Below are 22,075 nucleotides of genomic sequence, written 5' to 3' on the forward strand. Positions count from 1 at the left end.
GGGCTATCACCGGCGCTCAGTGGCTGAAACGGCCATGTTCCGGTTCAAAAGGCTTCTGGGTGGTCATCTAAGTCTGAGAGACTACGATGCTCAGGTGGGTGAAGCCATGGCCATGGTCAAAGCGCTTAACCGGATCACGCCATTAGGAATGCCGAACAGTATTCGCATCACGTAACAATCGACCCGTATGGGGCGCAGTCATTACAGGTTCTGATTTATTCAACAAAGCCTCTTTCTTCCTGAATGCGGTTAGTACTCCGTTTTCTGAGCCAATGGGGGATAGGGTGATCCAGTCCGCATCGCCGTACACCCGCGCATCGCCGGACACCCACGCATCGTCGTACACCCGCGCATTGCCGGACACCAGCGCATCGCCGTACACCCGTGCATCGTCGCACACCCGCGCATCGCCGGACACCCGCGCATTGCCGTACACCCACGCATTGCCGTACACCAGCGCATCGTCGCACACCAGCGCATCGCCGTACACCCACGCATTGCCGTACACCCGCGCATCGTCGCACACCAGCGCATCGCCGGACACCAGCGCATCGCCGGACACCCGCGCATCGCCGGACACCAGCGCATCGCCGTACACCAGCGCATCGCCGTACACCCGCGCATCGCCGTACACCCGCGCATTGCCGTACACCCACGCATTGCCGTACACCAGCGCATCGTCGTACACCAGCGCATCGTCGAACACCCACGCATTGCCGTACTGAGCCAGATTCGATTCTTTTTCTACCCAGCCACCTAATTCGCCAGCACGAACATCACCGAAGGCGACAATCGCTTTAATGCGAAACAATTTGATGCCGAAAAACTCTTTCACTTCGGCAGTGAGTTCGAATTTTTTCATTTAAAATTCCTTGGATTCAGGCGTAAAAAAACCACCGTCCGGTAGCGTTATTGAGTATGTGGGGGCTTTGTTGAATAATAGGTAATCATGCTGTTTTTCCATGCCAGTTTTGTTTGAAAATGCTTGTCATCTCAGGTGTACAATTTTCTCATGATGCCTAACTGCATGATTTTACGTTGCGACGATCCGTCGTTTCACTGGGCTGCCAGCATAAAATCTATTTATTCAACAAAGCCTATTGAGGGGCGAAACGGTGGGACTTACGTGTGTAAAGAATTAGTTTACGCCTATGCTATGTGGATTAGCCCCAAATTCCACCTTCATGTTATACGCACGTTTGATGCAGCCGTTGCCAAAGAGCAGATACGTATTTCGTATCGTGATATGGCCCGGCTTGAGTACCGCCCATTGACCGATGCCATCAAGCACGAGCGTGAGGCACAGGGGAAAAACATTGCCCCTCATCACTTCAGCAACGAAGCTGACCTGATTAACCGCATTGCACTTGGTATGACATCCGCAAAATTTCGAGTCCACCATGAAATAGGTAAGAAAGAATCTATCCGTGACTATCTGACGTCAGAGCAGATCCACTGCATTACCGAACTGCAACGCGCTAATACGGTATTCATTGGCATGGGGTGGGATTTCGAGCAACGCAACGCCACGCTGATGGGAATATTTAACAAAAACCATCGCCAACCGCTGATTGAAGAACAACACCGACTGGCGGCTTAGTATGACAAAAAGCGAAAGAGAAACCTTGAGGCCCGGTTAATCCTGGCCTTTTCATCGGTGCAGTGCATGCACCCATCACACGTCGGATCTTGTTTAGGAATGAGCCTTTGAGGAAGCAGCTGGCTAGTGCTGCCTTCGACGGGCTGATTTCCTATGCGCCAAAGGTTCATTACCTAAGTAAGGATAAGCACTATGCAAACAATCACCGTTCCGTTTCATGGAAATGCTCTGTATGTCGTCAACTGTAACGGCGAACCCTATACCCCGATGAAACCTATCGTCGAAGGAATGGGGATGGATTGGAAATCACAAAGAACCAAGATAAAACAGCGCGTTGCTAAAGGAGGGGTGGAAATCACCATTCCTACGTCTGGTGGCCCACAGAAGATGCTTTGTCTGGCTCTGCGCAAATTAAACGGCTGGCTTCAAACCAAAAATCGATAAGCCTCGTATCTCGCGGGGCTTTTTTTCGCCTGTAGTAAATCAAACCGTGCATTCGCGTGCACTTCACTAGAGGGCTTTCCGTAGTGTGAGTCTGAGACAGGGCGGTGGATCACATCGTTCCGCTCTCGGCTGCCCATGTCTACGCGAACAGGCTCGCACCACAGAAGGTAAATACGATGCAATATCCAACTGTAATAGTAAATGGCGTGTCTGTTCGTGTTGATGGCGAAGGGCGCTACAACCTGAACGATCTTCATTCCGCCGCCGTTCTTAAAGGTGAGGCTAATGAGTCTCAGCGCCCGAGCCTTTTCATTCGTAGTGCTCAGGTAAAAAGGTTCATAAAGGCGCTTAAGGCCAAAGCGCAAAAAAGAGCTTTGGAACAAAATCAACCTCTTAGCATCGTGCGCGGCGGGAATAGCCCAGGCATCTGGGGTGTCGAGTTGCTGGCTATACGCTATGCGGCATGGATTAAGCCGGAGTTCGAGATCAATGTTTACGCAACTTTCAGAGAGGCCATGCTGAGCGGCATTAGCAACATGACCATGCTCAACCGCCTTGATGTACTTATAGCAACTGAGAAGCGGGAAGTAAGCGCTTGTGCTCGAACCATGAATAAGTGGGGCGTCGGCGGGCGCAAGGGCATGCTTTCGAACGCAAGACAGAATCTGATTGACCAGATGGATCCCGACATGGTGGCAATAATGCAGGGTGTCGCCTGAAGAAAGATACCAAATGACAAAATCCAGAGCATTCGGCAAATAGAAGCGCAACGTCAAGAAAGGAAATAACCATGGCAAAACCGGACTGGGAGGCCATCGAGTCGGCATACAGGGCCGGAGTGTTGTCCCTCCGTGAAATAGCAGCACAGTACGGCAACGGCATAACTGAGGGAGCCATACGGAAAAAGGCTGCAAAGCTGGATTGGGTACGCAATAAGAAAAGTGGTACGCAAGTACGCAAAAGCGGTACGCAAAAAAACAGCGTGCGTACCAACCAAAGCCCTGTTAAATCTGGCGATGGCGAAAAGTACGCAGAAGGGAAAGGCGATTCACCGCAGGAAACGAAACCTGAAACGGTACGCAGAAAAGTCGTCACTAATCACCCACTATTCCAGCCTGGTAACCAGCACGCACTCAAGCACGGTGGATACGGTCGCAGAATGCTTCTGTCTGATGCGGTCACGGAAGACGCTCAGGCTCTCACGCTTGATGATGAGCTTTTCTGGCTGCGAGCTGCGAACCTGACGGCATCGGAGAACATCGGTCGGTGGCGTGTCGAACTGGAAGATGCTGAAAGTGAGGACGCAAAGAAAGTACTGCGCTACAACATCAGCGCAGCAGAGAAAGCCATGCATCGCAACACGGCGCGCATTGAGTCTATCGAGTACACGAAAGGAAACATTGCAAAGATGCAGATTGATTCTGCATACAGACATGCCGCGACTGAAAAAGTTGAGATGGAAATAGACGTGATGCGTGATGGCGGCAGCGATAACGCGATCGTCGTGCACAACCCGCTGCCAATACCGGGAAGATGATATGGCAGATATTTATCTCCCTGTGCTCCACGATGGGCAGTTAACCGTGTGGTCTGATGCGTGGGAGCATCAGCTTAATGCTGTTCGCTGTGGTCGTCGCTGGGGCAAAACGTTCATGTTGTCCAGCGCTGCGGTCACCTATTCAACCGCGCCATTTAAGCGCCCCGGTATGGGTATCGAACTCGGTGGCCGCGTTGGCATCTTCACTGCTGAGTATCGCCAGTATCAGGAAATCTACGACAAGCTGGAAGAGCTCCTTCTTCCGCTTAAAAAGAGCTTCTGCCGCCAGGAGAAGCGCCTGCTGCTGAAGAATGGCGGAAAAATAGATTTCTGGGTGACGAACGACAACAAACTTGCTGGGCGCGGTCGCGAATACGACATCGTGCTCATCGATGAGGCGGCGTTCACCAAGTCACCGGAGATGCTGAAGGAGATCTGGCCCAAGTCGATTAAACCGACACTGCTGACGACCAAAGGTCGTGCCTACGTTTTCTCAACGCCGGACGGCGTGGACGAAGATAACTTCTTTTACGCCATCTGCAACAACAAAAGCCTAGGTTTTTTTCAGCACCACGCGCCGACTTCATCCAATCCATTTGTGCCACCCGAGGAGTTGGAGAAGGAGCGACAGAATAACGATCCCCGCGTATTCCAACAGGAGTTTCTGGCGCAGTTCGTTGACTGGTCAGCCGCGTCTCTCTTCGATATCAAAAAGTGGTTCGAAGGGGAGGATCTGGACCAGCCCGCTGATTACCCCGATTCATGCCAGTGCGTGTTTGCCGTGCTGGATACTGCTGTAAAAGGGGGTACCGGGCACGACGGCACGGCGGTTGTCTATTATAGCCTCGACCAGAGACCTGGGCGCAAGCGCCTGACTATTCTCGACTGGGATGTTGTGCAGATCGATGGTGCGCTATTGGAAACGTGGATGCCGTCGGTGTTTCATCGCCTCAATGAGTTATCTGACGTGTGTGTCGCTATCCACAGCAGTCTGGGTGTTTTCATTGAAGACGCCAGCATGGGCAGTATCCTGTTGCAGAAAGGTGAAAGCCTGGGCTGGCCGGTCAACAGAATTGAATCCGCGCTGACCAGCAAGGGAAAGGACGAACGCGCCATTATGGCCTCCGGTTACCACTATCGCGGGCTTGCCAAGATTTCCCGCTATGCCTACGAGAAGACAGCAGTATTCAAAGGCGAGACAGCCAACCACCTGTATAAGCAGGTCTCAAGATTCCATCTCGGCGACAAAAAAGCGCATGTGCGCGCTGATGACCTGCTCGACGATTACACCTACGGACTCATCATTGCCTTCGGCAGTGGTGAAGCACTCTGACGAGAAACCCAATGAACGAAGATGATTTCGAGATCGGCAGTTGCTCGACGGAGCTGGTCGCGCTTCTTGATAGTGATGATATCCAGCCCGGCATGACCGCCGGATATCAGACGTGCAAGACGATTTACCTTTACCATCCACTCGGCGGCAAGATGGTTGATCGCCCGATCAAGATGGCAATGAACGAACCGCGCACGGTGCATGTGGCGCAGTCTTTCGGTCTTGAGCAGCGCCTGCGTGATGCCTTTGAGCGAGAATGGGAAGCGCTCGGAGCCAACCAGCACATTGCCAACGCAGCGCGCATCGCACGCATTTATGGTGTTTCAGCCATTGCGATGCTGGTGGATAACCAAAGCCCTGAAGAGGCGCTGGATTACCACACGCTCTACAAGCACAGCATCAGTTTTAACATTCTGGACCCGCTCAACACGGCGGGCAGCATCGTACTAAACCAAGATCCGAACGCGCATGATTTTCAAAAGGTGGACGGGATCCGCGTAGCGGGCAAGCCATACCACAAATCTCGCTGTGTCGTCGTGCAGAACGAGGACCCGATTTATCTGGCGTATAACCCGGCGGCGTTCGGCTTTACCGGGCGCAGCGTTTACCAGCGCGCGCTATTCCCCCTGAAATCCTTCATCCAGACCATGCGCACTGACGATATGGTTGCGGTGAAAGGTGGTCTGTTGATCACCAAAATTTCAGGGTCTGGCGCGGTAGTCAACAAGGTCATGCAGGCGCTGGGCGGCTTCAAGCGCATGCTGCTGAAGAGAGGTAAAACAGGCGGAGTCCTACAGATTGGCAATGATGACACCATTGAGTCAATCGACCTGAGCAACCTGGAAAATCCTCTCGACTCTGCACGCAAGCACATTCTGGAGAACGTGGCCGCAGCCGCTGACATGCCAGCGATCATCCTCAACTCTGAGACGTTCGCCAAGGGCTTCGGGGAAGGTACTGAAGATGCCCGCGCTGTAGCGGTCTATATCGATAACATCCGCGAATGGCTGGACCAACTTCATGCGTTCTTCATTCGCGTCTGTCAGTACCGGGCGTGGAGCTATGAATTCTTTCAGTCGCTGCGCGCCGATTTCCCGGAGCTGAAAAACACCTACAGCGTATATTTCGCGCGCTGGATAAACAACTTCGAATATCGCTGGCCGTCCTCTCTGAAAGAGCCAGAAAGCGAGAAGGTGAAGGTGGATGAAATACGATTCAAGGCATTGATAAATATGGTGGAATTACTACTCCCGCAATTAAGCAATGATCCTGACAACCGGGCGGCTTTGATTGAATGGATGCAATCGAATGCAAACGCAAATGAAAACCTATTCCCTCAGAGGCTTGACCTGGATTTCGATGACCTGAAGAAGAATCCACCAAACAACCCTGATGACAATCGCGACAAGCCTAATGTCGACTGGAATGTGGCATGAAAACTTTCACCCGAACCGTGAGAGACGCGGTGAAGTTCTTTCTCCGCAATGGCTACTCGTCTCGTGAAGCGCTGGAGCGGTGGCAGAGCATTATCCGCCAGGCCGCCGAAAGTGAAACTGCAGATGACTATATGGCTATGGTCACCCGCAACCTGACGAAAGCATACGATCTGCAAGTGGGTAGCGCTGGCGCGTTGAAACGCCACCCGGGAATATCGCGTTTCACCATCAATTATCTGGAGCCAAAGCTTCGCGCAGAACTTGATCGGCGCATTATGGCCAGTGTGAACCTGATATCGCTGAACCGCAAAAAAGCTATCGACACAACGCTGTCGCGGTTTAGCGGCTGGGCCAGCAGCATTCCGTCTGCTGACAGCATTGCGCTGACCGGAATACAGGGGACGATGCGCGAGACGGCAACCCACATCCAGAAATCTGCTGAGAAGGTCGATTATGAAGCGCGCCGGGTGATGATCGACCAGAACCACAAACTGATTGCCAACATCGACAATGTGATTGCCACCAGTAACAACGCCATCGCGGCTGAATGGCATAGCCACTGGCGGCAGGCCGGGTACGACTACCGCAAAGACCACAAGGAGCGCGATAAGCAGGTTTACCTCATTCGTGGAAACTGGGCGCAAAAAAATGGTTACGTGAAGCCCGGAACCGCCGGTTACCTCGATGCCATTACCCAACCCGGTGAGGAGGTATTCTGTCGCTGTTACGTCACCTATCTGTATAACCTCCGCAGCATCCCCGAGGACATGCGTACCCAGAAGGGCAATAAATTCATGGCGTCGATGAGCAGAAAAAAATAAATCACAGGAGCATTACATCGTGGCTATTTGGGGCAGCGGAATAATGTTTCGTCAGGGGAAGTTCGTCTTCCTTATCCAGCGCTCTGATGATGGCACCTGGTGCCATCCCGGTGGAAAGGTTGAACCGGGTGAGTTGCCAGTGGACGCTGCGCGGCGTGAAGTTTTGGAAAAGGTGGGCTACCAGTACGATGGCCTGCTCTACCCGCGCAGCGTCTATGGTGACTATCTAACATTGCGAGCTGATGTGTCGGAGCGGTTCGCGGCGAAACTTAACGATGAATCGCTGGCTGCTGGATGGTTTCACATTGACGATTTGCCAAAGCCGCTTCATCAGCCGTTCGCTGAGATGCTGGCGCAGCAGGCAATCAACGAAACCGAAGTGGCCGCGCTCATCGCTGACGGAACATTAAGCAGCCCGCAATACTTTATCAATATGTGGATGTTCGCCATCCGGGTGACCGGAACGGGGATTACCTGGCGCTCCGCAGACCAACAGATGGCCTTCCGCAATCCGGATGACTATCTCACTCCAGAATTTCTCCAGCGTGTGGCCGGTGTACCGCTTATCTGGCTACACCCGGAGAGAAGCAAGCTCGATAGCGATGAATTTGCAAAGCGTGTTATCGGCACCCTGACGAACAGTTGGGTTGCTGATAATGGCGAGGTGTGGGCTATCGCCCGTGTGTACGACGCCGAAGCCGCCGAAATGATGGCGACCAGGCAATTAAGTACCTCACCAACCGTCACGTTTAGCGAAGTGCCCGACGCAATCATCAAAATCGACGGTCAGCCTCTATTGGTGGAAGGTTCCCCGGTATTGCTCGACCACGTTGCAATTTGTGAACAGGGCGTATGGGACAAGCTCCTTGCCCCTACTGGTGTTAAATCTGATTCCATTCCAAATGAGGCTGAAAAGATGGACGAGGAAAAAATCGTAGCGCTTATCAACAAGGCGATCGATGCGCACCTGGCTAAGGCAGAAGAAGAAAAGGATGCCAAGGCTAAAGCTGATGCTGAAGCGTCGGCGAAGAAGGAGAAGGCCGACGCTGAAGAAAAAGCAGCAGCAGAGGATAAGGCTAAAGCCGATGAGGAAGAAAAATCCCCAAAGGAAAAGGCTGACGCCGAAGCGAAAGGTGAGGATGACCGCCTTGAGGAAGAGCGCAAGGCGCGCGAAAAGGCAGACGCAGAGATTTCAAATCTTCGCAGTCAAATGGACGAACTGAAATCCCGCATCCCCACCGAACTAACCGATGCCGAGTGTAACGACGTTGCAGATGCTCAGGTGAAGGCTGATAGCGTGTTTTCCTGTTTTGGTAAGCGCGCGCCAATGCCGCTGTCTGGTGAAAAGCCGCAGGCATATCGCCGCCGACTGATGGTCCAGTTGCAAGAGTATTCGCCAGACTTCAAGACGGTAGATTTGTCGTCTATCGCTGATTCTGCATTGCTCGGTTTTGCCGAGAAGCAGATTTATGCTGACGCGCAGTCTGCTGCCAGCTTGTCGGTTGGTCCGGGTGCGCTGCGCGAAATCAAGCGCGCCGACGCTACCGGACGCCAAATCAGTACGTTCGAAGGCGATCCTACCGCCACCTGGGCACCGTTCCAGTCAGGCAAGCGTCAGGTCACCAGTTTCAACAACCAGGCTTAATGGGAGCGCTTTAGCATGGCAAATTTATCACTTAACCCGATGGCAACCACGAATGCGCTGGGCTCCTTCGGTGTTCAGTCCGACGGCCTGATTCAGGGTATGGCTCTGGACGATCCGGCCAACCGTTTTAACCTGGCATCAGGCACCGTAGCAGCCAATGAGAGCAATCCGCTGTGGGGCGGCTTGCCTGTGGCGGAATTGCTGCCGGGTACGTCTTCCAGTCCGCGTGGTTCCACCCTTCGCCGTGCACGTGCAGTGGCAGAACTGGAAGGGTTCACGGTGTTCAATCAGGCGCATAATGGCCTGACAACGCCACAGTCACCCGTTCCGCTGTATGCATCCGGCATGAGCGTTTCTTACTATCGTCTCGGCTCCAATATGCGCGTTCCGCTGAAAGCCTCTACGCAGGTTGTCGCGCTGGGCAACGCTGGCGCTTCGGTGAAAACGCCACTGGCGTGGGACTTCGTTAACAACCAAATCACCACCGTGGCTGCGGCTGGTTTTGTTGGTGCTGACATCGCAACCACCGGCGTGACTTATGCCGCTGGCGTGGCAACGGCGACCACCGCATCAGCCCACGGTCTTGCTGCTGGTCAGTACGTGAAAATCAGCGGCGTTGTGCCTGCGGCGTACAACGGCACTGTAGTTGTGCTGTCCGTTCCGAGTACAACCACATTCACCTATGCTCCGGCGACTGCACCTGGAGGTGCCGCGACCACGCAGGGCATTATCGGCGCAGTAACGCTTTCCGACATCACGCTGCCGGTAAAAGTGATCGCCATCGAAACAGGCAACTCCAAGACTGTCAGCTATGACAGCGCGACGGGTTTCCTGACCTGGAACAACACTGACAGCTGTGCGCTGGTCTTACTTTAATCGGGAGCTGAATAAATGGCTGCAATTACCCCCAGCTACACCATCGTCAATCCGTCGTATATCGCGCCGGAGATGATCATTGGTTACCAGCAGGCGTCAGGTGCGTTTGAAACCATCGCCAGCGGTAACCCGCAAGTCCGTCTCGGCGCAGGCGACCAGTATGTCTACATGCGCCGACTGGACATTCGCACCCAGACCACCTCCAGCCAGTCCGGTAACGGTAACCAGTTGCCAAGCGTGGCGATGGAGGCGCGCATGATTGAAACCCCAACTTACCTGTTGCGCTGTCGTGGCATTTACGACCACCATGACATGGCCGCCGCCGGTAACTGGAACTTCGCTTTACCAGAAGCTCAGCGCCTTGGTATGCGACAGGGTATCTTCCAGCAGTTGCGATCTGCTCTGCTGTACGGCATGAACCCTGCTGGCGGCGAAGGTCTGCTGAACACCGCTGGCGCGACCATTGAGTCACTGCCACCGGACAGCAACGCCAACACCACCGTTCTGACCTATGACCACGGCCAGATGGCCGTGTATCTGCTTGGCCATGTTCAGGCGGCGCTGACCCGTACCATGCAGTTGGGTCGCCAGCAGCGTGTAGTCATTCTGGGTCCACAGCGCGTCCTCGGCGCAATGGAAATTCAGCAGATGGTTCAGTTGACGTCTTACCAGCGTCCTGGCGGCGGTACTGATACCGTCGGCGGCACCGTGAAAGCGGTGCTTAAGGGGGCAAACGTCCAGGTTGACTGGGTGTATGACGATACCCTGATCGGCGCAGGTGCTGGCGGAACGGATGCGGTGGTGATCACCATCCCTGAAGTTGAAGTGCCAATGGTTAACTCGACAGTTAACACCAATGAATTCGCCAAGCTGACGCCGTCTCTTGCAGCGAACGCGTTGATGTTTACCGATATGGCCGCACCGCGCGAAATCCCGACGCCGATTGCGGGTGGAGCGATTGATGTTCTGTCCGAAATGCGTTCTACCGCAGGCTGGGCCGTTCGTCCGGAAGCTATCACCATCCTGTCAATGGCGTATAGCGCCTGATGCATTCTTGACGTGGTTAAGCCTCTGCTGGGGAAACTAAGCAGAGGCTTTTTTACGAGGGTAACCAATGAAACTGTTTATCGCTAACACCACAAAACAACGCCAGATTTTTGCTTACCGCAAGCTTGAAACCGGACGCCTCATCCAGATCCCGATTAACCATGGCGATCAGATGATGGTGCTCGATGGCTCGACTGAAGAGGTGGAGGCAGTCGTTCAGCATCACCAGGTGTACGGGCTGATTGACTCGACCAACATTGACCAGAGCCAGGTGTTTGTCGGTCTGTGTTACAGCGTCAATAAGCCAGTATCGGCGTCGGTGATCGAAAAGACCATTCGTGATAACGACATTCACCTGACTCGCGGTGCGCACGGTCGCCGCCAGGCTTCTTTGGCCGCACTCGACACATCGCTGCGCGAAAGCGGCACCGGTTATTCCGGTGAAATGGAAGTCAGCGCTGAACAGGCGAAAGGCCGCGACGAGAACGACGACGCGCCAACCGTAAACGAAAAAATCGTCACTGAGAAACGGGGCAAAAAATAATGCTCACCAGTCTGTCGGGATTCATCACTTTCGTTCGCAATGATATGGGCGTGACCACTGATAATGTTCCCGATGACTCGCCGTCATTTACTTTGGCCTATGGCGACGCGGTTGAGTGGGTTAACCAGGATATCGCGTGCGTCATGCCCAATCTATACACCGTGGCGGTTTACAGTCTCGCAGCGTCATTCCTGGTGAACTACGGCACCGAGCAGGTGTTCTCTGAGCTGAGAACGAAGTTAAAACTCAACGATCTACATGTGGGTGTGATCTCTTCAGCCTCGGACAATTCAACCAGTGCATCGCGACTGGTGCCGGACTTTTTCAAAGACCTGTCACTCGCTGATCTTCAAATGCTTCATGACCCGTGGGGGCGTCGCTACCTGATGATTGCCCAGCAGTTCGGGAGCTTGTGGGGGCTATCGTGATCACATTGCATCTTGGCGTAATGAATATCCCTTACGAGACGGAAGGCAAAACCACAGGGGATGTGGCAGAGCGGCTGGAAGAAAAATACCGCATCATGCAAACGTTCTTCGATCGCTACCAGAACGATATTGCCGAAATGATGGCAACCGACTTGGCAACCAGCCTGGAAAATATGTTGGGGGGCGCGCCGCCAGTCAGGGACCCGTTAGCAGAATCAATGTCCAGGGTGCATAACTTGTTCGTTGCATTTCTGGACAACCAGGAAATGAACGGGATGGCTGGCATACCGACAAAACGGGCCTTGCTGGGTATATCAAAGAGGCTTAAAAACAAAAAAGGGGAACCGAGACCTTCCTTCATTGACACAGGTACCTATCAGGCGGGCATGCGCGCTTGGGTAAGCGGGGTGCTAAATGCCTTCCCTGAGTGAATTGCAACAAACGGCCAGGACAGAGCTTAACGCCACCCTGACGCAGGGGCTGGATGACCTCAGTCAGTATCAGGTGGTGACATTTACTCGCTACATCCGCAAGGTGCTTCCGCTGGATGGTTTTGTGTTCTGGGTGAAAGCCGCCGTTATTCAGCCTGACGCTGATGATGACACCGTGCCCGTTAAGGGCTACCTGCACCTGACGACCGAGAGCATTCAGGATGACGAACAGCTTTACGACCGCAACGTGGTGACCTTTACGGCTCAGTCGGATATTGACCCGTTCAATGATATCGGCCCTGACGTTCTCTACATTGGCGAATTCTTCGGAATACAGTTTTCCTTTTCGCGGCGGATCGGGCTGAATGAGCCCGCCAACCTGTACCACTACACTGGCGAAGCGATATTCCCGCACATGCGGTCACAGATCATCAACTCGGCTGATGATATCGATCTAGCTGATGTTGTTGTGTCCAGTTCTCTGCCGGTGTGGCTCACACTGAACCAGCAAATGCCGATGTTTCCGGCCATGCTCGCCATGCAAAACCTGTCGCCGCCGTTCGCCACGGTGAAATGCAGCAACACAGCCCCTATCGCAGGGGCTTTTTATTTGGATGAACAGCATAACCAATACCAACTGGTTTCTGAGGATGTGACCCTTTCGGTGACCGGCCTGCGCAACGCAGCAATCGAAGATTTTTTGCTGGCTGTCCAGCAATACACGCTGAGCGATACCGCCGAAATGGGGGTGATGAACATCGCTGTTGTGCAGGATGAGCGGGTGACACAGAACGAACTGAACGCCATCGCCATGCGCAAGACCATTAAATTCAAAGTGAATTACTACCAGCAGCGGATGCGCAATGTCACACGCAGGCTGATCCTTTCCGCAATCCCGTCCATTTATCCGGAGAAATAAGTAAATGGCAATTGTTAACCTTAACATATCGGTGACTAACCCGCCGAAGCCCTCGCAACTGCTCAAATCTGGGGCGATGATCTCAATGGGTGGGACAACGCTTGGCGCTGGCGAGTATCAGGCATTGACCAGCAAGGACGACCTGAAGGCGATCATTGCGCCAACGAAAAATATCTCATCGATGACATGGGCAGCCAGCGTTGTCACGGTAACGCTTTCAGCAGCGCACGGATGGACCACCGGAAGCACGATCCCGGTTATCATCGCTGGCGCCTCTCCCGTAGCATACAATCGCGCTGTTGACGCAACCGTGACGAGCACGACTCAGTTCACCTACCCGCTCGCCAGCGATCCGGGACTGGCCACCGCCATGGGGACGGTTATCACCGTGGCTGCCAGCGAAATCACCCAGATGAACACCACGTTTTGGGCTCAAGGGACAACCCGCGCTGTTTATGTTCTGGAGTTGGGTGCCGCGTCTAACGCTGACGCGATCGCGGCGCTTGGAGGCTTTATTAACGAAGACACGTCGCTGGGCAATACCTACCAAAAAATCTTCTCCTACCTGGTTCCGCGGGAGTGGGATGGCGAGGAAACATTTCGGACGTTGACCGGACAGTACACCTCACCAGAATCTTTGGTGTACTTTTTCGTTACAACTACCATTGCAACCTACCAATCATGGGTGGATACAGCCAACAAATCGGTTTTCGCCGGCGTTGAGGCCCCAAATATCCCCGCTTCTGAGTTTTCGATAGCGTTTCCGTTCCAGTCTGCGTTGGCTAATGAACCCGGCTCATCCAGCATGGTGCCGCCGATGGCGTATCGGTTTGGGTATGGCGTCACGCAATACCCGATCGAGAAAAATGGCACCCTACTCAACACGCTGAAGGATAAGAGCATCAACTACGTCGGGACCGCGGCTGAGGGGGGGCTCAGCAATAAGATGCTGGCGGCGGGACACATGCTGGACGGCAAGCCGTTCAACTACTGGTATTCCGTCGCGTGGGCCGCCATCAATCTGGAACTGGATCTGGCAAACGAGGTGATCAACGGCTCCAACACCACTGTTAACCCGCTGTATTACGAACAGGCTGGCATTGACCGACTGCAAAACCGGGCACTGAAAACGCTACGCAACGGCATTAGTTACGGCCTTATTCTGGGGACCGTGCAGGGCGTCAGGCTTACGCAGACGGATTTCAATACCGAGTATGCAAAAGGCGCCTATGCGGGTAACGCCGTTATCAACGCCGTGCCATTCAGTCATTACACCAGCCTGAACCCATCAGATTATCCGGACGGCAAATATAACGGCCTCAGCGCAGTCATGACGCCGCGCCGTGGGTTTGAGTCGATCACCTTTAACCTCAACGTAACGAACTTTATAGAGGTGTAAAAATGGCAAACCCGTTAGTCGCGCAGGGCTTTCTTAACCGTGTTCGGGGGGCTGTATCGGTAACTGACAGCCCATCACTGAGCGTGACAGCGTCATACCTTGGTAAGGACGGTATCAGTGTCCGGCCAGATAACACTGCTGCCGACATCATTCCGACCATGACCGGCACCGTGGGCAGTCAGGCTCCCTACCAGCAGGTAACGCTGACCATCCACCTACTGAAAACGCAAAGCCTGGGGGCCAGTTACCAGCAGCGCTTCGCGTCGAATACCGCGCTGGGAGAGGTTGTGATCACACCGGACGCTAACACGTTCGGTAACATCACTGTCCTTAACGCCTATCTGGTTAATTTCAACGAGATGTCGTTTAACGGGATGGATGCGGGTTATGTAGTGACCATCGGTGGTTATGTGCCCACGAACGACAACATGTGGATTTAAGTATGAGAATCGATAAAAAACTCAACCTGGTAAGTAGCATAACCCGTGAAAACGGGGATGTTGTTTATCTGCATGTTACGCCTCTGCCGTATGAAGTCGTTGAAGAGCACTGCTTGCTACTGGGAAACCTGTTTACCCACTTTATTTCTCAGGTCGGCGGTCTGGGCGCTGCCCGCGTGGCCGCGATGATGCTCCGCAAGAAGCTAAAACAGGAGCAGGATGCCAGGAATGACGCTGGGCTTGCGCCTGGGCCGAACATCGCGGATGACATTCGCCGCATGACCGCTGTTGTCTACTGTGACGCTGGGGCACGGAAAACGATCCCCCTAGATACGGCGATGAAGCAGGGAATTATCACCACTGATGAATATCGAGAGGTTGAGGGGGAGGTGGTTTTTTTTATGGTTTCCTCTGCCATTCAGAAACCGCAACTGATCGCCCCGACAGTGGGGGCGGTGATCGGTATGTACGGTGGTCAATTGACGTCATCCGGCGTTACGGCGTTCCGCGATTCATTGCTGACATCGAGTCAGGATATCGATACCCAGAACCAGAATGCCCAGCAGGAAACGTCATTTATACCCTCTTAGACTGGGCCTCCAATGAGGGTTTCTATCGGGTGATGCGGGAAATTAGCGGAGAGGAATTTTCCAGTCCCGCGCACTACCGCCAGAGATTCATCATCGCAGCGCTAAAGGATCGGGGTTATTTCAATGGTGGCTAAATCCATTCTCGACATTGATGTGAATGACGATAAATTCACAGCGTTTATGGAAAAGTTCAGGGAGTATCAGTCAGCACTTGATGAACTCCCCGAGGCCTGGCGCGCTGCCGCGCAGGGGATTGGTGACAGCGCTAAAGAAACGGCGAAAGTCAAGGTTGAGGGGGATGCGCTTGCAAAGGTATTCTCTGACGGTGCTGAGGCGATCCTTTCTATCAATAGTGGACTGGATCGGCTGAGTACTTCCATTGAAGACGCCAATAAAAGGCAAAAGGATTTCAATAAAAACGCCCGTTCCTCCGGTGGCTTTCTCAAGACTGCCGCGAAGGACGCCAAGTCCATTGCCAGGCATATAAAAAATGCAACAACGAGTCTTCTTTCGTGGGGTAGCATCGTCGGTGTATTTACTGGCGTTCTCGGGGCTGGTGGCCTGTTTGGTATTAACCGTCTGGCCGCCACCACCGGCGCGCAGCGATTGACTTCGCTTGGGCTCGGCACGACGATTGGCAACATGGATGCCACTGCTATCAATTTTCAGAAAGCACTCGGCAACCCAGCAGCAACATTAGGTGCGATCCGTGACGCCAAAATGGACCTGTCAAAGCGCTGGACATTTTCGGCAATGGGTATCAATAACCCAGACCAGGACCCGGAAAAACTGCTACCGCAGATGATTCGTAATGCACGTGACATCTTCGTTAAGAGCGGTAGCACGGCGCAGGGTGCGAATGCCTACGGACTGACAAACTTCTTCAGCCTCGATGATCTGAACCGGTTCAAAAATATGACCGATGAGGAAATCGACGCGATGGCGCGCCGGGCGAAGAAGGATTCCCAGCTATTGCAGATCACCGATCAGCAGGCGCGACAGTGGCAGGATTTCAATGTCCAACTCGACTACAGCAGCCAAAGCATCAGGAATACCTTTATACGCGGCCTGGGTCCATTAACACCGGCCCTAACCAAACTTTCTGATGCGCTGGCATCAGCGATCGACACCGTCCTTAAATCGCCAGAGTTGGGTAAATGGATTGATGGCCTGTCCGAAGGGATCAAGAACTTTGGTCATTATCTTGCTTCCCCCAGTTTTAAGAAGGACGTGGAAAGCTTCATGGATGGCATCAAAAGGATGTCCCTTGTTGTTGCGGATGTCATCAAGGTGTTTACGGGGAAAATGGGGGTAGTAGAGTTTGCTAAAAAGCATGTTTTGATGCTTGGTGATAAACCCGTAACAGACCCCCAGACTGGTAAAAAGTACATACCCGGCACGAACGGCGACCCTAGCGTATGGTGGGGGTTTAAAGCAGTGAAGGGGTTATTCTCAAGCGGTTCGATTTCTCCAGTCGATTCGCAACCCGCAAATGTATCTGCCAAAGGGCGCACGATAGCCGATCGCTTCAATAACCCCACTAATCTGCGATGGGCTGAGGGGTACGGTACGCACGACACAGTAAACGGAAAATTCGCCGTTTTCCCTACACTTGATGAAGGGGTTTTGGCTGCCGCAAAGCAACTGCAAATATACGGAACGCGAGGTGTTAATACCGTCCGTGAGATCGCCAGCACCTGGGCACCGCCGAATGAAAACGACACCGAGGCGTATATTCGTCACGTTGTTCGTTCGACCAGATTTGGTGAAAACGAAAAGCTGAATCTGAATGATCCTGCTGTTCTGGCGAAACTGATTTCAGCCAAAGCCTCTATTGAGGGTGCTGGCCATCGGGTGAATGAAGGCACGGTTATTCAAATCTTCAACAACACTGGCGGCAGCGCGATTGTATCCTCCGCTCAGATAGGGGTTCCCTGATAATGTCATTTACTCGAGAGATCTACACGCTGGGGTTTGAAATATCGCCGGTTATCCTTTGCGCAGGCGTGGCCGAAGGTATTCCGGGGGGCATGCTTCCGATTGTCGCAATCACGCAGAGCGCCAGCTTTGTGACTGGGTTGCTGGGTGGCTCAATTAACCTTATCGATCTGGATAAGTATTTTTGCCACTGGCGGCCAGTGCAGGGTGCAACAATGATTGATTACGACATTGCTCGCTATCCGTTTGCCAATCAGCGCGTGGCGGCAAACGCCCTTCTTGCACAGCCCAATCGTATAGCATTGCTGATGGATGCCCCGGTCAATGAGAACACCGGGGCCATGACCAAGTTAGTGACATTCAGCGCGCTACAGGCCGTGCTTCAGGCACATGCAAATCTGGGCGGTACATTCATTGTGGCCACGCCGTCGTTAATTTATAGCCACTGCATTCTGCGAACGGTTAAGGACGCCAGTCCGGGCAGTGAGGGCTTACCGCAGCGATCCTGGTTGTGGGAGTTCGAACAACCCTTGATCACTGAGAAGGATGCGGAAAGGGCCACGAATACCTTTGTCAATAAGATTGATAGTGGGGAAAAGGTAACCAGCAGCGCATGGACTAATACGGCTAACGCGCTCGGTAACACCGCGCTTGGTGGTTCGGTCAGTGACGTTGTTTCTGGGCTAATCGGTAAGTTACAGGGGGCATTCGGCCTATGAGCACGGCGTATTACCCCTTCTCTGGCAATGAGCAAAAAAGCCTGGAATTTGCGCCAGTACTTGATGGAGCTGTATGCAGTGCCCGGATTAAATGGAACATAGCCGCGCAGCGCTGGTATCTGCTTATCACGGATAACTCAGGAAGCGTGTTGCTTAACACCGCAATGGTTGGCTCTACAACACAAGGCGGTATAAACCTTATTTCTGGTGCTTTTTCTCAAACAACCCTGATATGGCGCGAAAAAGACGCACAAATAGAGGTGTCCGGTTAATGCGCTACTACGAGATAAACATACTTGATAGCAAAAATCAGGTGATCCGGCGGTATTCCAGTCTGAGAAATGGAGTCTATAACCCCGGTTGCCTAATGGTTGAGTTCGACATCCCGCGTTTCGGAGAATCAACCCCAGCAGGAGAAGCACATCTCACCATTTGGGGGATTGGCCCACAGGAAATGCAGCAAGCCAGGCAAGATCTGCATGGAAAGAAAATTCAGATAGTTGCCGGAATGTCGCCAGGATTGCCGCTGGCGGGAAAGTGGAACCGTAAATTAGCCATTGAAGGCACAATTTTTCAGGTATTCGGCAACTGGCAGGGGACCGATCTGAGGCTGGATTTTATTATCGTCTCAGGCCCTATCAATGACAGCGACCCGCAACGCCTTGCCCCGATTCAACTGACTTTCCCATGGCGAGCGGGCACGGCACTCTCCGTAGCCCTGACTCAGTGCCTTATGAATCTTGGTGGTGGATACCGCCCTAATATCAGCGTTAGCGATCGTCTGGTTCTTAATTATGACTGGCCGATGTTTTGTGGTTCTATTAAGGACCTGGCGCAAAAAATAAAGTCCTTTTCACTTTCCTGCATAAGAGACCCTGGATATTCTGGCGTAGAAATGGCGGTCGTCAATGGTAATGAAATCAGGGTGTGGGACAATGATTATGCCAACCATGTCGATAAAGCATCGAAAGCGAGTGCGTCCGCCAGAGTAAAAAACCCCATTCAGATCGAATTCGTTGATTTGGTGGGGCAGCCCACGTGGATAAATTTTGGTGTTGTCAGTCTCATCTGTGTGATGCGTGCAGACATTCAGACGGGCGACCACATCCTGATGCCTAAGCGCGCCAGACCCATGATCCAGGCCTCATCATATTCTCATTACCGGGATGACTCTGCTTTCACAGGCGAGTTTATTGTGCGATCGGTGCGTCTGCTGGGAAACAGTCGGCAGCCGAATGCAGAGTCATGGATAACAATCATTGAAGCGGGAGTGCGCAAACCGGTAGGTGGTAAATGAGTATTGAGCAGAAAGTAAACTTTGCCAGAAACATGAACCGGTTTACCGACCAAAAGCTGGAGGAAGCCTTTCAGAGCGCCGGAAAGGTTCTTCCGGCCAGCATCGTAAGCCAATCGGGAAATATGATCACAGTGTCGTTTGAGTTGCGTGATACCCCCTACGTTTTCCCACAGGTAACCATCCCGCTGTTTGGACCCCAATATATCCGCTACCCGATGCAACCGGGCGACAAAGGCATTGTTATCCCGGCAGACACGTATCTTGGCGGCGTAAGCGGGCAAGGGGGCGGCGTGGCAGACCTTACCCCCCCAGCCAACCTTAGCGCGCTGGTTTTCTTGCCCATCAACAACACGGAATGGGGAGCGGTGAATGGCCAGGTGCTGACCCTGTATGGTCCCGAGGGTGTCACTATTCGTGACGCTGGCAGCAACACCACGTTTCTGCTTACACCGCAAAGCATCACTATAGCTACCCCTGATTCCTTTAAGGTGACCCTAGGGGGAACGGTTCTCACTCTGACCCAGGAAGGGTGGTCGCTCACCGGCCAGAGTGGAGCCCTTCAAGACAACACGGCCAGCACAAGCCCACGCATCATGCATGCAGGGTGGCAGCAATTATTACAATGGCTGAATTCCCATCAGCACAGCAATGGTAATGGCGGGGGAAACACGGGCGGCCCGATAAGTGGGTTTGATGGGAGCATAACAGGATGAGAACTTACGGCAGAGATCCAGGCGGCAAGTGGGTTATGGTCGAGACGGATGCCAACGGTTTTAATGATGCGGTGTACCTGACCACGCTTGTGCAAAACCTGAAACTGGCCCCGGAGGAATCCCCGTTCTATGCAGAGAATGGCATTCCGGCTAACAGCTCGGTTATCCAGCAGGTGCTGCCCACTTATTATGTGAACAGATTGCAGCGCCAATTTAGCCAGTATTTTTCTTCGCTACAAATATTGCCAGTCAGCATTGATCCGCCGATTTACACTATCTCGGTCATCACACACTCTGGCTCTAAAATTATTACGACGGTGAACGTATGAGCGACATGTCTGTTAGCTATGATGCGGCAGGGCCAGTTCCGAAAACGGCTGAAGCGTTGCGCAGCCAACTCGTATCCATTGCCACGACATTATCACCGGGACTAACCACTGATTTACCAGGATCGTTGATAGAAGATATCGTTGGTACTGATGTGGGAGCACTACTGGTGTGCGACCAAATCCGGGTTGACCTCATCAACTCGGTTGGCCCCCTTAAAGCAAATGCGTTCCTGCTGAATTTGCTGGCTCAGCAGGCTGGGATTGCTGGTCGAAAAGCGCAGGGATCAACAACCGTCCCGGTGCAATTTTCAGGGCCAGCAGGATTTGTTATTCCGCAGGGGTTTCTGGTATCTGACGGCACCCATACCTACTCTCTGAACGATGCAACGATTATCCAGGTATCAGGGGTTAGCTCTCCTGCGACGTGCGAAGCGACCATGCCTGGAATGTGGGCGGTTCCGGCAGGAACGGTAAATCAGATCATTAGCAGCCTGCCGTCGCAAATATCACTATCATGCACAAACCCAACCGAAGGTATACCCGGTGCGGACCCGGAGACCGTTTATGAATTCCGTGAGCGTGTATGGCAGGCGCAGATGGCTACTGTTCAAGGGTACCCTGGATTCATTCGCCAAAAGCTCACTGATCTGGAGAACGTCCAGGCCAGACTGGTTTCCGTTGTGCAGGATGGAAATTATTGGGTTGTGATGTGTGGTGGTGGTGATATTTATGAGATGGCCGGCGCAATCTATAAATCAGCGGGTGACGTCAGCAGACTGAGGGGAAGTTCAGTGAATGTCACCGGGATAACCAACGCAAACCCCGGCGTGGTGACAACGGATATTACGCATGGTTATTCCAACGGGCAGGTGATCCGTATTTCTGGCGTGAAGGGTATGACTGGTGTGAATGATGTCAACCTTACCGTTCATGTTATCAGCCCACATTCGTTCTCTATCGGCATTGACACAACCGGTTCGGGGGCGTGGACGGCTGGGGGAGTTGTCAGCCCTAATCTGCGGAATAATGCGGTTACTGTAAACGACTGGCCGGACGACTACATCATCCCATTCGTGATCCCACTACAGCAGCATGTAACGGTAACTTTTGACTGGGCAACAAAGAGCGTTAATTACCTGACCGACGCAACGGTCGCCTCTCTCGTCTCCGCCCCTGTAATTCAATATGTCAATGAGATTTTTGCGGGTAAACCGCTCAATATTAACAATCTGAAAGACACGTTTTTACAGGCGGTTAATAGCGTTCTTGATATGAGCCTAATCTCTACGCTGACCGTAACGGTAACGGTTAACGGGATTATTACCTGGCCAGATGTAGGGACCAATATTATTAGTGGTGACCCCTACAGTTACTTTCATATTTCATCTGACGGGGTGATTATCAACGGGGTATAGCATGCTTGATGATGTCATTAAATCTTACCTATATACGGGCTTTGTTGAATAAATCAGAACTTGTAACGACTGCGCCCCATACGGGTCGATTGTTACGTGATGCGAATACTGTTCGGCATTCCTAATAGCGTGATCCGGTTAAGCGCTTTGACCATGGCCATGGCTTCACCCACC

25 protein-coding genes and 2 pseudogenes are annotated in these 22,075 nt (G+C 52.9%); 25 read left to right on the forward strand and 2 right to left on the reverse strand.

The genetic code is table 11. The annotated features are described in order from the left end of the window. A pseudogene (locus QZ506_RS04860) lies at positions 1 to 175 on the forward strand (IS5/IS1182 family transposase); the annotation flags it as partial. On the opposite strand, the gene QZ506_RS04865 reads toward QZ506_RS04860, so the two are convergent. Then, the gene (locus tag QZ506_RS04865; protein ID WP_291969449.1) at positions 143 to 862 is read right to left on the reverse strand and encodes a hypothetical protein; all 720 of its coding nucleotides are present in this window, start codon (positions 860 to 862) and stop codon (positions 143 to 145) included. The pseudogene QZ506_RS04860 and the gene QZ506_RS04865 overlap by 33 nt on opposite strands. 165 nt (positions 863 to 1,027) lie before the next feature. Between QZ506_RS04865 and QZ506_RS04870 the strand changes: the two genes are divergently transcribed. From QZ506_RS04870 to QZ506_RS04985, 24 genes are all read left to right on the forward strand, one after another. Beyond that, a complete protein-coding gene (locus QZ506_RS04870) occupies positions 1,028 to 1,600 on the forward strand; it encodes a KilA-N domain-containing protein (RefSeq protein WP_291969450.1) in 573 nt (190 codons plus the stop codon). Positions 1,601 to 1,792: 192 nt separating this feature from the next. Further along, positions 1,793 to 2,044, forward strand: a complete 252-nt coding sequence (locus QZ506_RS04875; RefSeq protein WP_291969452.1) for a phage antirepressor N-terminal domain-containing protein — start codon at positions 1,793 to 1,795, stop codon at positions 2,042 to 2,044. A 176-nt stretch (positions 2,045 to 2,220) separates the two neighbouring features. Beyond that, complete coding sequence (locus tag QZ506_RS04880) at positions 2,221 to 2,763, forward strand: KilA-N domain-containing protein (RefSeq protein ID WP_291969454.1); 543 nt, start codon at positions 2,221 to 2,223, stop codon at positions 2,761 to 2,763. A 71-nt stretch (positions 2,764 to 2,834) separates the two neighbouring features. After that, the gene (locus QZ506_RS04885) at positions 2,835 to 3,581 is read left to right on the forward strand and encodes a hypothetical protein (protein WP_291969456.1); all 747 of its coding nucleotides are present in this window, start codon (positions 2,835 to 2,837) and stop codon (positions 3,579 to 3,581) included. Between the two features lies 1 nt (position 3,582). Beyond that, entirely contained in the window at positions 3,583 to 4,914 is a 1,332-nt protein-coding gene (locus tag QZ506_RS04890; RefSeq protein ID WP_291969458.1) for a terminase family protein, read from the forward strand. Between the two features lie 11 nt (positions 4,915 to 4,925). After that, positions 4,926 to 6,350 (forward strand): phage portal protein, encoded by a 1,425-nt coding sequence (locus QZ506_RS04895; RefSeq protein WP_291969460.1) that lies wholly within the window; start codon positions 4,926 to 4,928, stop codon positions 6,348 to 6,350. After that, positions 6,347 to 7,171 (forward strand): hypothetical protein, encoded by an 825-nt coding sequence (locus QZ506_RS04900; RefSeq protein ID WP_291969461.1) that lies wholly within the window; start codon positions 6,347 to 6,349, stop codon positions 7,169 to 7,171. The genes QZ506_RS04895 and QZ506_RS04900 overlap by 4 nt, the downstream gene beginning before the upstream one ends. Positions 7,172 to 7,190: 19 nt before the next feature. Further along, entirely contained in the window at positions 7,191 to 8,816 is a 1,626-nt protein-coding gene (locus tag QZ506_RS04905) for an NUDIX domain-containing protein (RefSeq protein WP_291969463.1), read from the forward strand. 15 nt (positions 8,817 to 8,831) lie between these two features. After that, positions 8,832 to 9,692, forward strand: coding sequence for a hypothetical protein (locus QZ506_RS04910; protein ID WP_291969465.1), 861 nt, complete (start codon positions 8,832 to 8,834; stop codon positions 9,690 to 9,692). Between the two features lie 15 nt (positions 9,693 to 9,707). After that, positions 9,708 to 10,739, forward strand: a complete 1,032-nt coding sequence (locus QZ506_RS04915) for a DUF2184 domain-containing protein (RefSeq protein ID WP_291969467.1) — start codon at positions 9,708 to 9,710, stop codon at positions 10,737 to 10,739. Between the two features lie 67 nt (positions 10,740 to 10,806). Beyond that, the gene (locus QZ506_RS04920) at positions 10,807 to 11,283 is read left to right on the forward strand and encodes a hypothetical protein (RefSeq protein ID WP_291969469.1); all 477 of its coding nucleotides are present in this window, start codon (positions 10,807 to 10,809) and stop codon (positions 11,281 to 11,283) included. Next, positions 11,283 to 11,711 carry a hypothetical protein gene (locus QZ506_RS04925; protein ID WP_291969471.1) on the forward strand — a complete coding sequence of 143 codons (429 nt, stop codon included), beginning with the start codon at positions 11,283 to 11,285 and terminating at the stop codon, positions 11,709 to 11,711. Before QZ506_RS04920 ends, QZ506_RS04925 begins: the two co-directional genes overlap by 1 nt. Further along, a complete protein-coding gene (locus QZ506_RS04930; RefSeq protein WP_291969473.1) occupies positions 11,708 to 12,142 on the forward strand; it encodes a hypothetical protein in 435 nt (144 codons plus the stop codon). Before QZ506_RS04925 ends, QZ506_RS04930 begins: the two co-directional genes overlap by 4 nt. After that, entirely contained in the window at positions 12,126 to 13,061 is a 936-nt protein-coding gene (locus QZ506_RS04935) for a hypothetical protein (RefSeq protein ID WP_291969475.1), read from the forward strand. Before QZ506_RS04930 ends, QZ506_RS04935 begins: the two co-directional genes overlap by 17 nt. A gap of 4 nt (positions 13,062 to 13,065) precedes the next feature. Beyond that, positions 13,066 to 14,460, forward strand: coding sequence for a hypothetical protein (locus tag QZ506_RS04940; RefSeq protein WP_291969477.1), 1,395 nt, complete (start codon positions 13,066 to 13,068; stop codon positions 14,458 to 14,460). 2 nt (positions 14,461 to 14,462) lie between these two features. Next, on the forward strand, positions 14,463 to 14,900 hold the full coding sequence (locus QZ506_RS04945; protein ID WP_291969479.1) for a hypothetical protein: 438 nt from the start codon (positions 14,463 to 14,465) through the stop codon (positions 14,898 to 14,900). A 2-nt stretch (positions 14,901 to 14,902) separates the two neighbouring features. After that, positions 14,903 to 15,490 (forward strand): hypothetical protein, encoded by a 588-nt coding sequence (locus QZ506_RS04950; RefSeq protein WP_291969481.1) that lies wholly within the window; start codon positions 14,903 to 14,905, stop codon positions 15,488 to 15,490. Positions 15,491 to 15,613: 123 nt separating this feature from the next. Beyond that, complete coding sequence (locus QZ506_RS04955) at positions 15,614 to 17,428, forward strand: hypothetical protein (RefSeq protein ID WP_291969483.1); 1,815 nt, start codon at positions 15,614 to 15,616, stop codon at positions 17,426 to 17,428. Positions 17,429 to 17,430: 2 nt separating this feature from the next. Further along, a complete protein-coding gene (locus tag QZ506_RS04960) occupies positions 17,431 to 18,147 on the forward strand; it encodes a hypothetical protein (RefSeq protein WP_291969485.1) in 717 nt (238 codons plus the stop codon). Then, positions 18,144 to 18,419 (forward strand): hypothetical protein, encoded by a 276-nt coding sequence (locus QZ506_RS04965; protein WP_291969486.1) that lies wholly within the window; start codon positions 18,144 to 18,146, stop codon positions 18,417 to 18,419. The genes QZ506_RS04960 and QZ506_RS04965 overlap by 4 nt, the downstream gene beginning before the upstream one ends. Continuing rightward, positions 18,419 to 19,444, forward strand: a complete 1,026-nt coding sequence (locus QZ506_RS04970) for a hypothetical protein (RefSeq protein WP_291969488.1) — start codon at positions 18,419 to 18,421, stop codon at positions 19,442 to 19,444. Before QZ506_RS04965 ends, QZ506_RS04970 begins: the two co-directional genes overlap by 1 nt. After that, on the forward strand, positions 19,441 to 20,157 hold the full coding sequence (locus QZ506_RS04975; RefSeq protein WP_291969490.1) for a hypothetical protein: 717 nt from the start codon (positions 19,441 to 19,443) through the stop codon (positions 20,155 to 20,157). The genes QZ506_RS04970 and QZ506_RS04975 overlap by 4 nt, the downstream gene beginning before the upstream one ends. Then, positions 20,154 to 20,486, forward strand: coding sequence for a hypothetical protein (locus tag QZ506_RS04980; protein ID WP_291969492.1), 333 nt, complete (start codon positions 20,154 to 20,156; stop codon positions 20,484 to 20,486). The genes QZ506_RS04975 and QZ506_RS04980 overlap by 4 nt, the downstream gene beginning before the upstream one ends. Positions 20,487 to 20,491: 5 nt before the next feature. Beyond that, positions 20,492 to 21,901 carry a ubiquitin-activating E1 FCCH domain-containing protein gene (locus tag QZ506_RS04985; protein WP_291969493.1) on the forward strand — a complete coding sequence of 470 codons (1,410 nt, stop codon included), beginning with the start codon at positions 20,492 to 20,494 and terminating at the stop codon, positions 21,899 to 21,901. Positions 21,902 to 21,993: 92 nt separating this feature from the next. Here the strand turns inward: QZ506_RS04985 and QZ506_RS04990 are convergent. After that, positions 21,994 to 22,075: pseudogene (locus QZ506_RS04990) on the reverse strand (lipoprotein); the annotation flags it as partial.

This window comes from Candidatus Symbiopectobacterium sp. (genome assembly GCF_020054415.1).
Lineage (GTDB): Bacteria > Pseudomonadota > Gammaproteobacteria > Enterobacterales > Enterobacteriaceae > Symbiopectobacterium.

Bases quoted from the DNA above. Each gene is read 5' to 3' on its own strand.
- QZ506_RS04915 (WP_291969467.1), top strand. From the start codon at position 9,708: ATGGCTGCAATTACCCCCAGCTACACCATCGTCAATCCGTCGTATATC.
- QZ506_RS04890 (WP_291969458.1), top strand. From the start codon at position 3,583: ATGGCAGATATTTATCTCCCTGTGCTCCACGATGGGCAGTTAACCGTG.
- QZ506_RS04865 (WP_291969449.1), bottom strand. From the start codon at position 862: ATGAAAAAATTCGAACTCACTGCCGAAGTGAAAGAGTTTTTCGGCATC.
- QZ506_RS04920 (WP_291969469.1), top strand. From the start codon at position 10,807: ATGAAACTGTTTATCGCTAACACCACAAAACAACGCCAGATTTTTGCT.
- QZ506_RS04925 (WP_291969471.1), top strand. From the start codon at position 11,283: ATGCTCACCAGTCTGTCGGGATTCATCACTTTCGTTCGCAATGATATG.
- QZ506_RS04970 (WP_291969488.1), top strand. From the start codon at position 18,419: ATGCGCTACTACGAGATAAACATACTTGATAGCAAAAATCAGGTGATC.
- QZ506_RS04950 (WP_291969481.1), top strand. From the start codon at position 14,903: ATGAGAATCGATAAAAAACTCAACCTGGTAAGTAGCATAACCCGTGAA.
- QZ506_RS04875 (WP_291969452.1), top strand. From the start codon at position 1,793: ATGCAAACAATCACCGTTCCGTTTCATGGAAATGCTCTGTATGTCGTC.
- QZ506_RS04900 (WP_291969461.1), top strand. From the start codon at position 6,347: ATGAAAACTTTCACCCGAACCGTGAGAGACGCGGTGAAGTTCTTTCTC.
- QZ506_RS04955 (WP_291969483.1), top strand. From the start codon at position 15,614: ATGGTGGCTAAATCCATTCTCGACATTGATGTGAATGACGATAAATTC.
- QZ506_RS04985 (WP_291969493.1), top strand. From the start codon at position 20,492: ATGTCTGTTAGCTATGATGCGGCAGGGCCAGTTCCGAAAACGGCTGAA.
- QZ506_RS04965 (WP_291969486.1), top strand. From the start codon at position 18,144: ATGAGCACGGCGTATTACCCCTTCTCTGGCAATGAGCAAAAAAGCCTG.
- QZ506_RS04940 (WP_291969477.1), top strand. From the start codon at position 13,066: ATGGCAATTGTTAACCTTAACATATCGGTGACTAACCCGCCGAAGCCC.
- QZ506_RS04945 (WP_291969479.1), top strand. From the start codon at position 14,463: ATGGCAAACCCGTTAGTCGCGCAGGGCTTTCTTAACCGTGTTCGGGGG.
- QZ506_RS04870 (WP_291969450.1), top strand. From the start codon at position 1,028: ATGATTTTACGTTGCGACGATCCGTCGTTTCACTGGGCTGCCAGCATA.
- QZ506_RS04910 (WP_291969465.1), top strand. From the start codon at position 8,832: ATGGCAAATTTATCACTTAACCCGATGGCAACCACGAATGCGCTGGGC.
- QZ506_RS04935 (WP_291969475.1), top strand. From the start codon at position 12,126: ATGCCTTCCCTGAGTGAATTGCAACAAACGGCCAGGACAGAGCTTAAC.
- QZ506_RS04880 (WP_291969454.1), top strand. From the start codon at position 2,221: ATGCAATATCCAACTGTAATAGTAAATGGCGTGTCTGTTCGTGTTGAT.
- QZ506_RS04975 (WP_291969490.1), top strand. From the start codon at position 19,441: ATGAGTATTGAGCAGAAAGTAAACTTTGCCAGAAACATGAACCGGTTT.
- QZ506_RS04980 (WP_291969492.1), top strand. From the start codon at position 20,154: ATGAGAACTTACGGCAGAGATCCAGGCGGCAAGTGGGTTATGGTCGAG.
- QZ506_RS04895 (WP_291969460.1), top strand. From the start codon at position 4,926: ATGAACGAAGATGATTTCGAGATCGGCAGTTGCTCGACGGAGCTGGTC.
- QZ506_RS04885 (WP_291969456.1), top strand. From the start codon at position 2,835: ATGGCAAAACCGGACTGGGAGGCCATCGAGTCGGCATACAGGGCCGGA.
- QZ506_RS04960 (WP_291969485.1), top strand. From the start codon at position 17,431: ATGTCATTTACTCGAGAGATCTACACGCTGGGGTTTGAAATATCGCCG.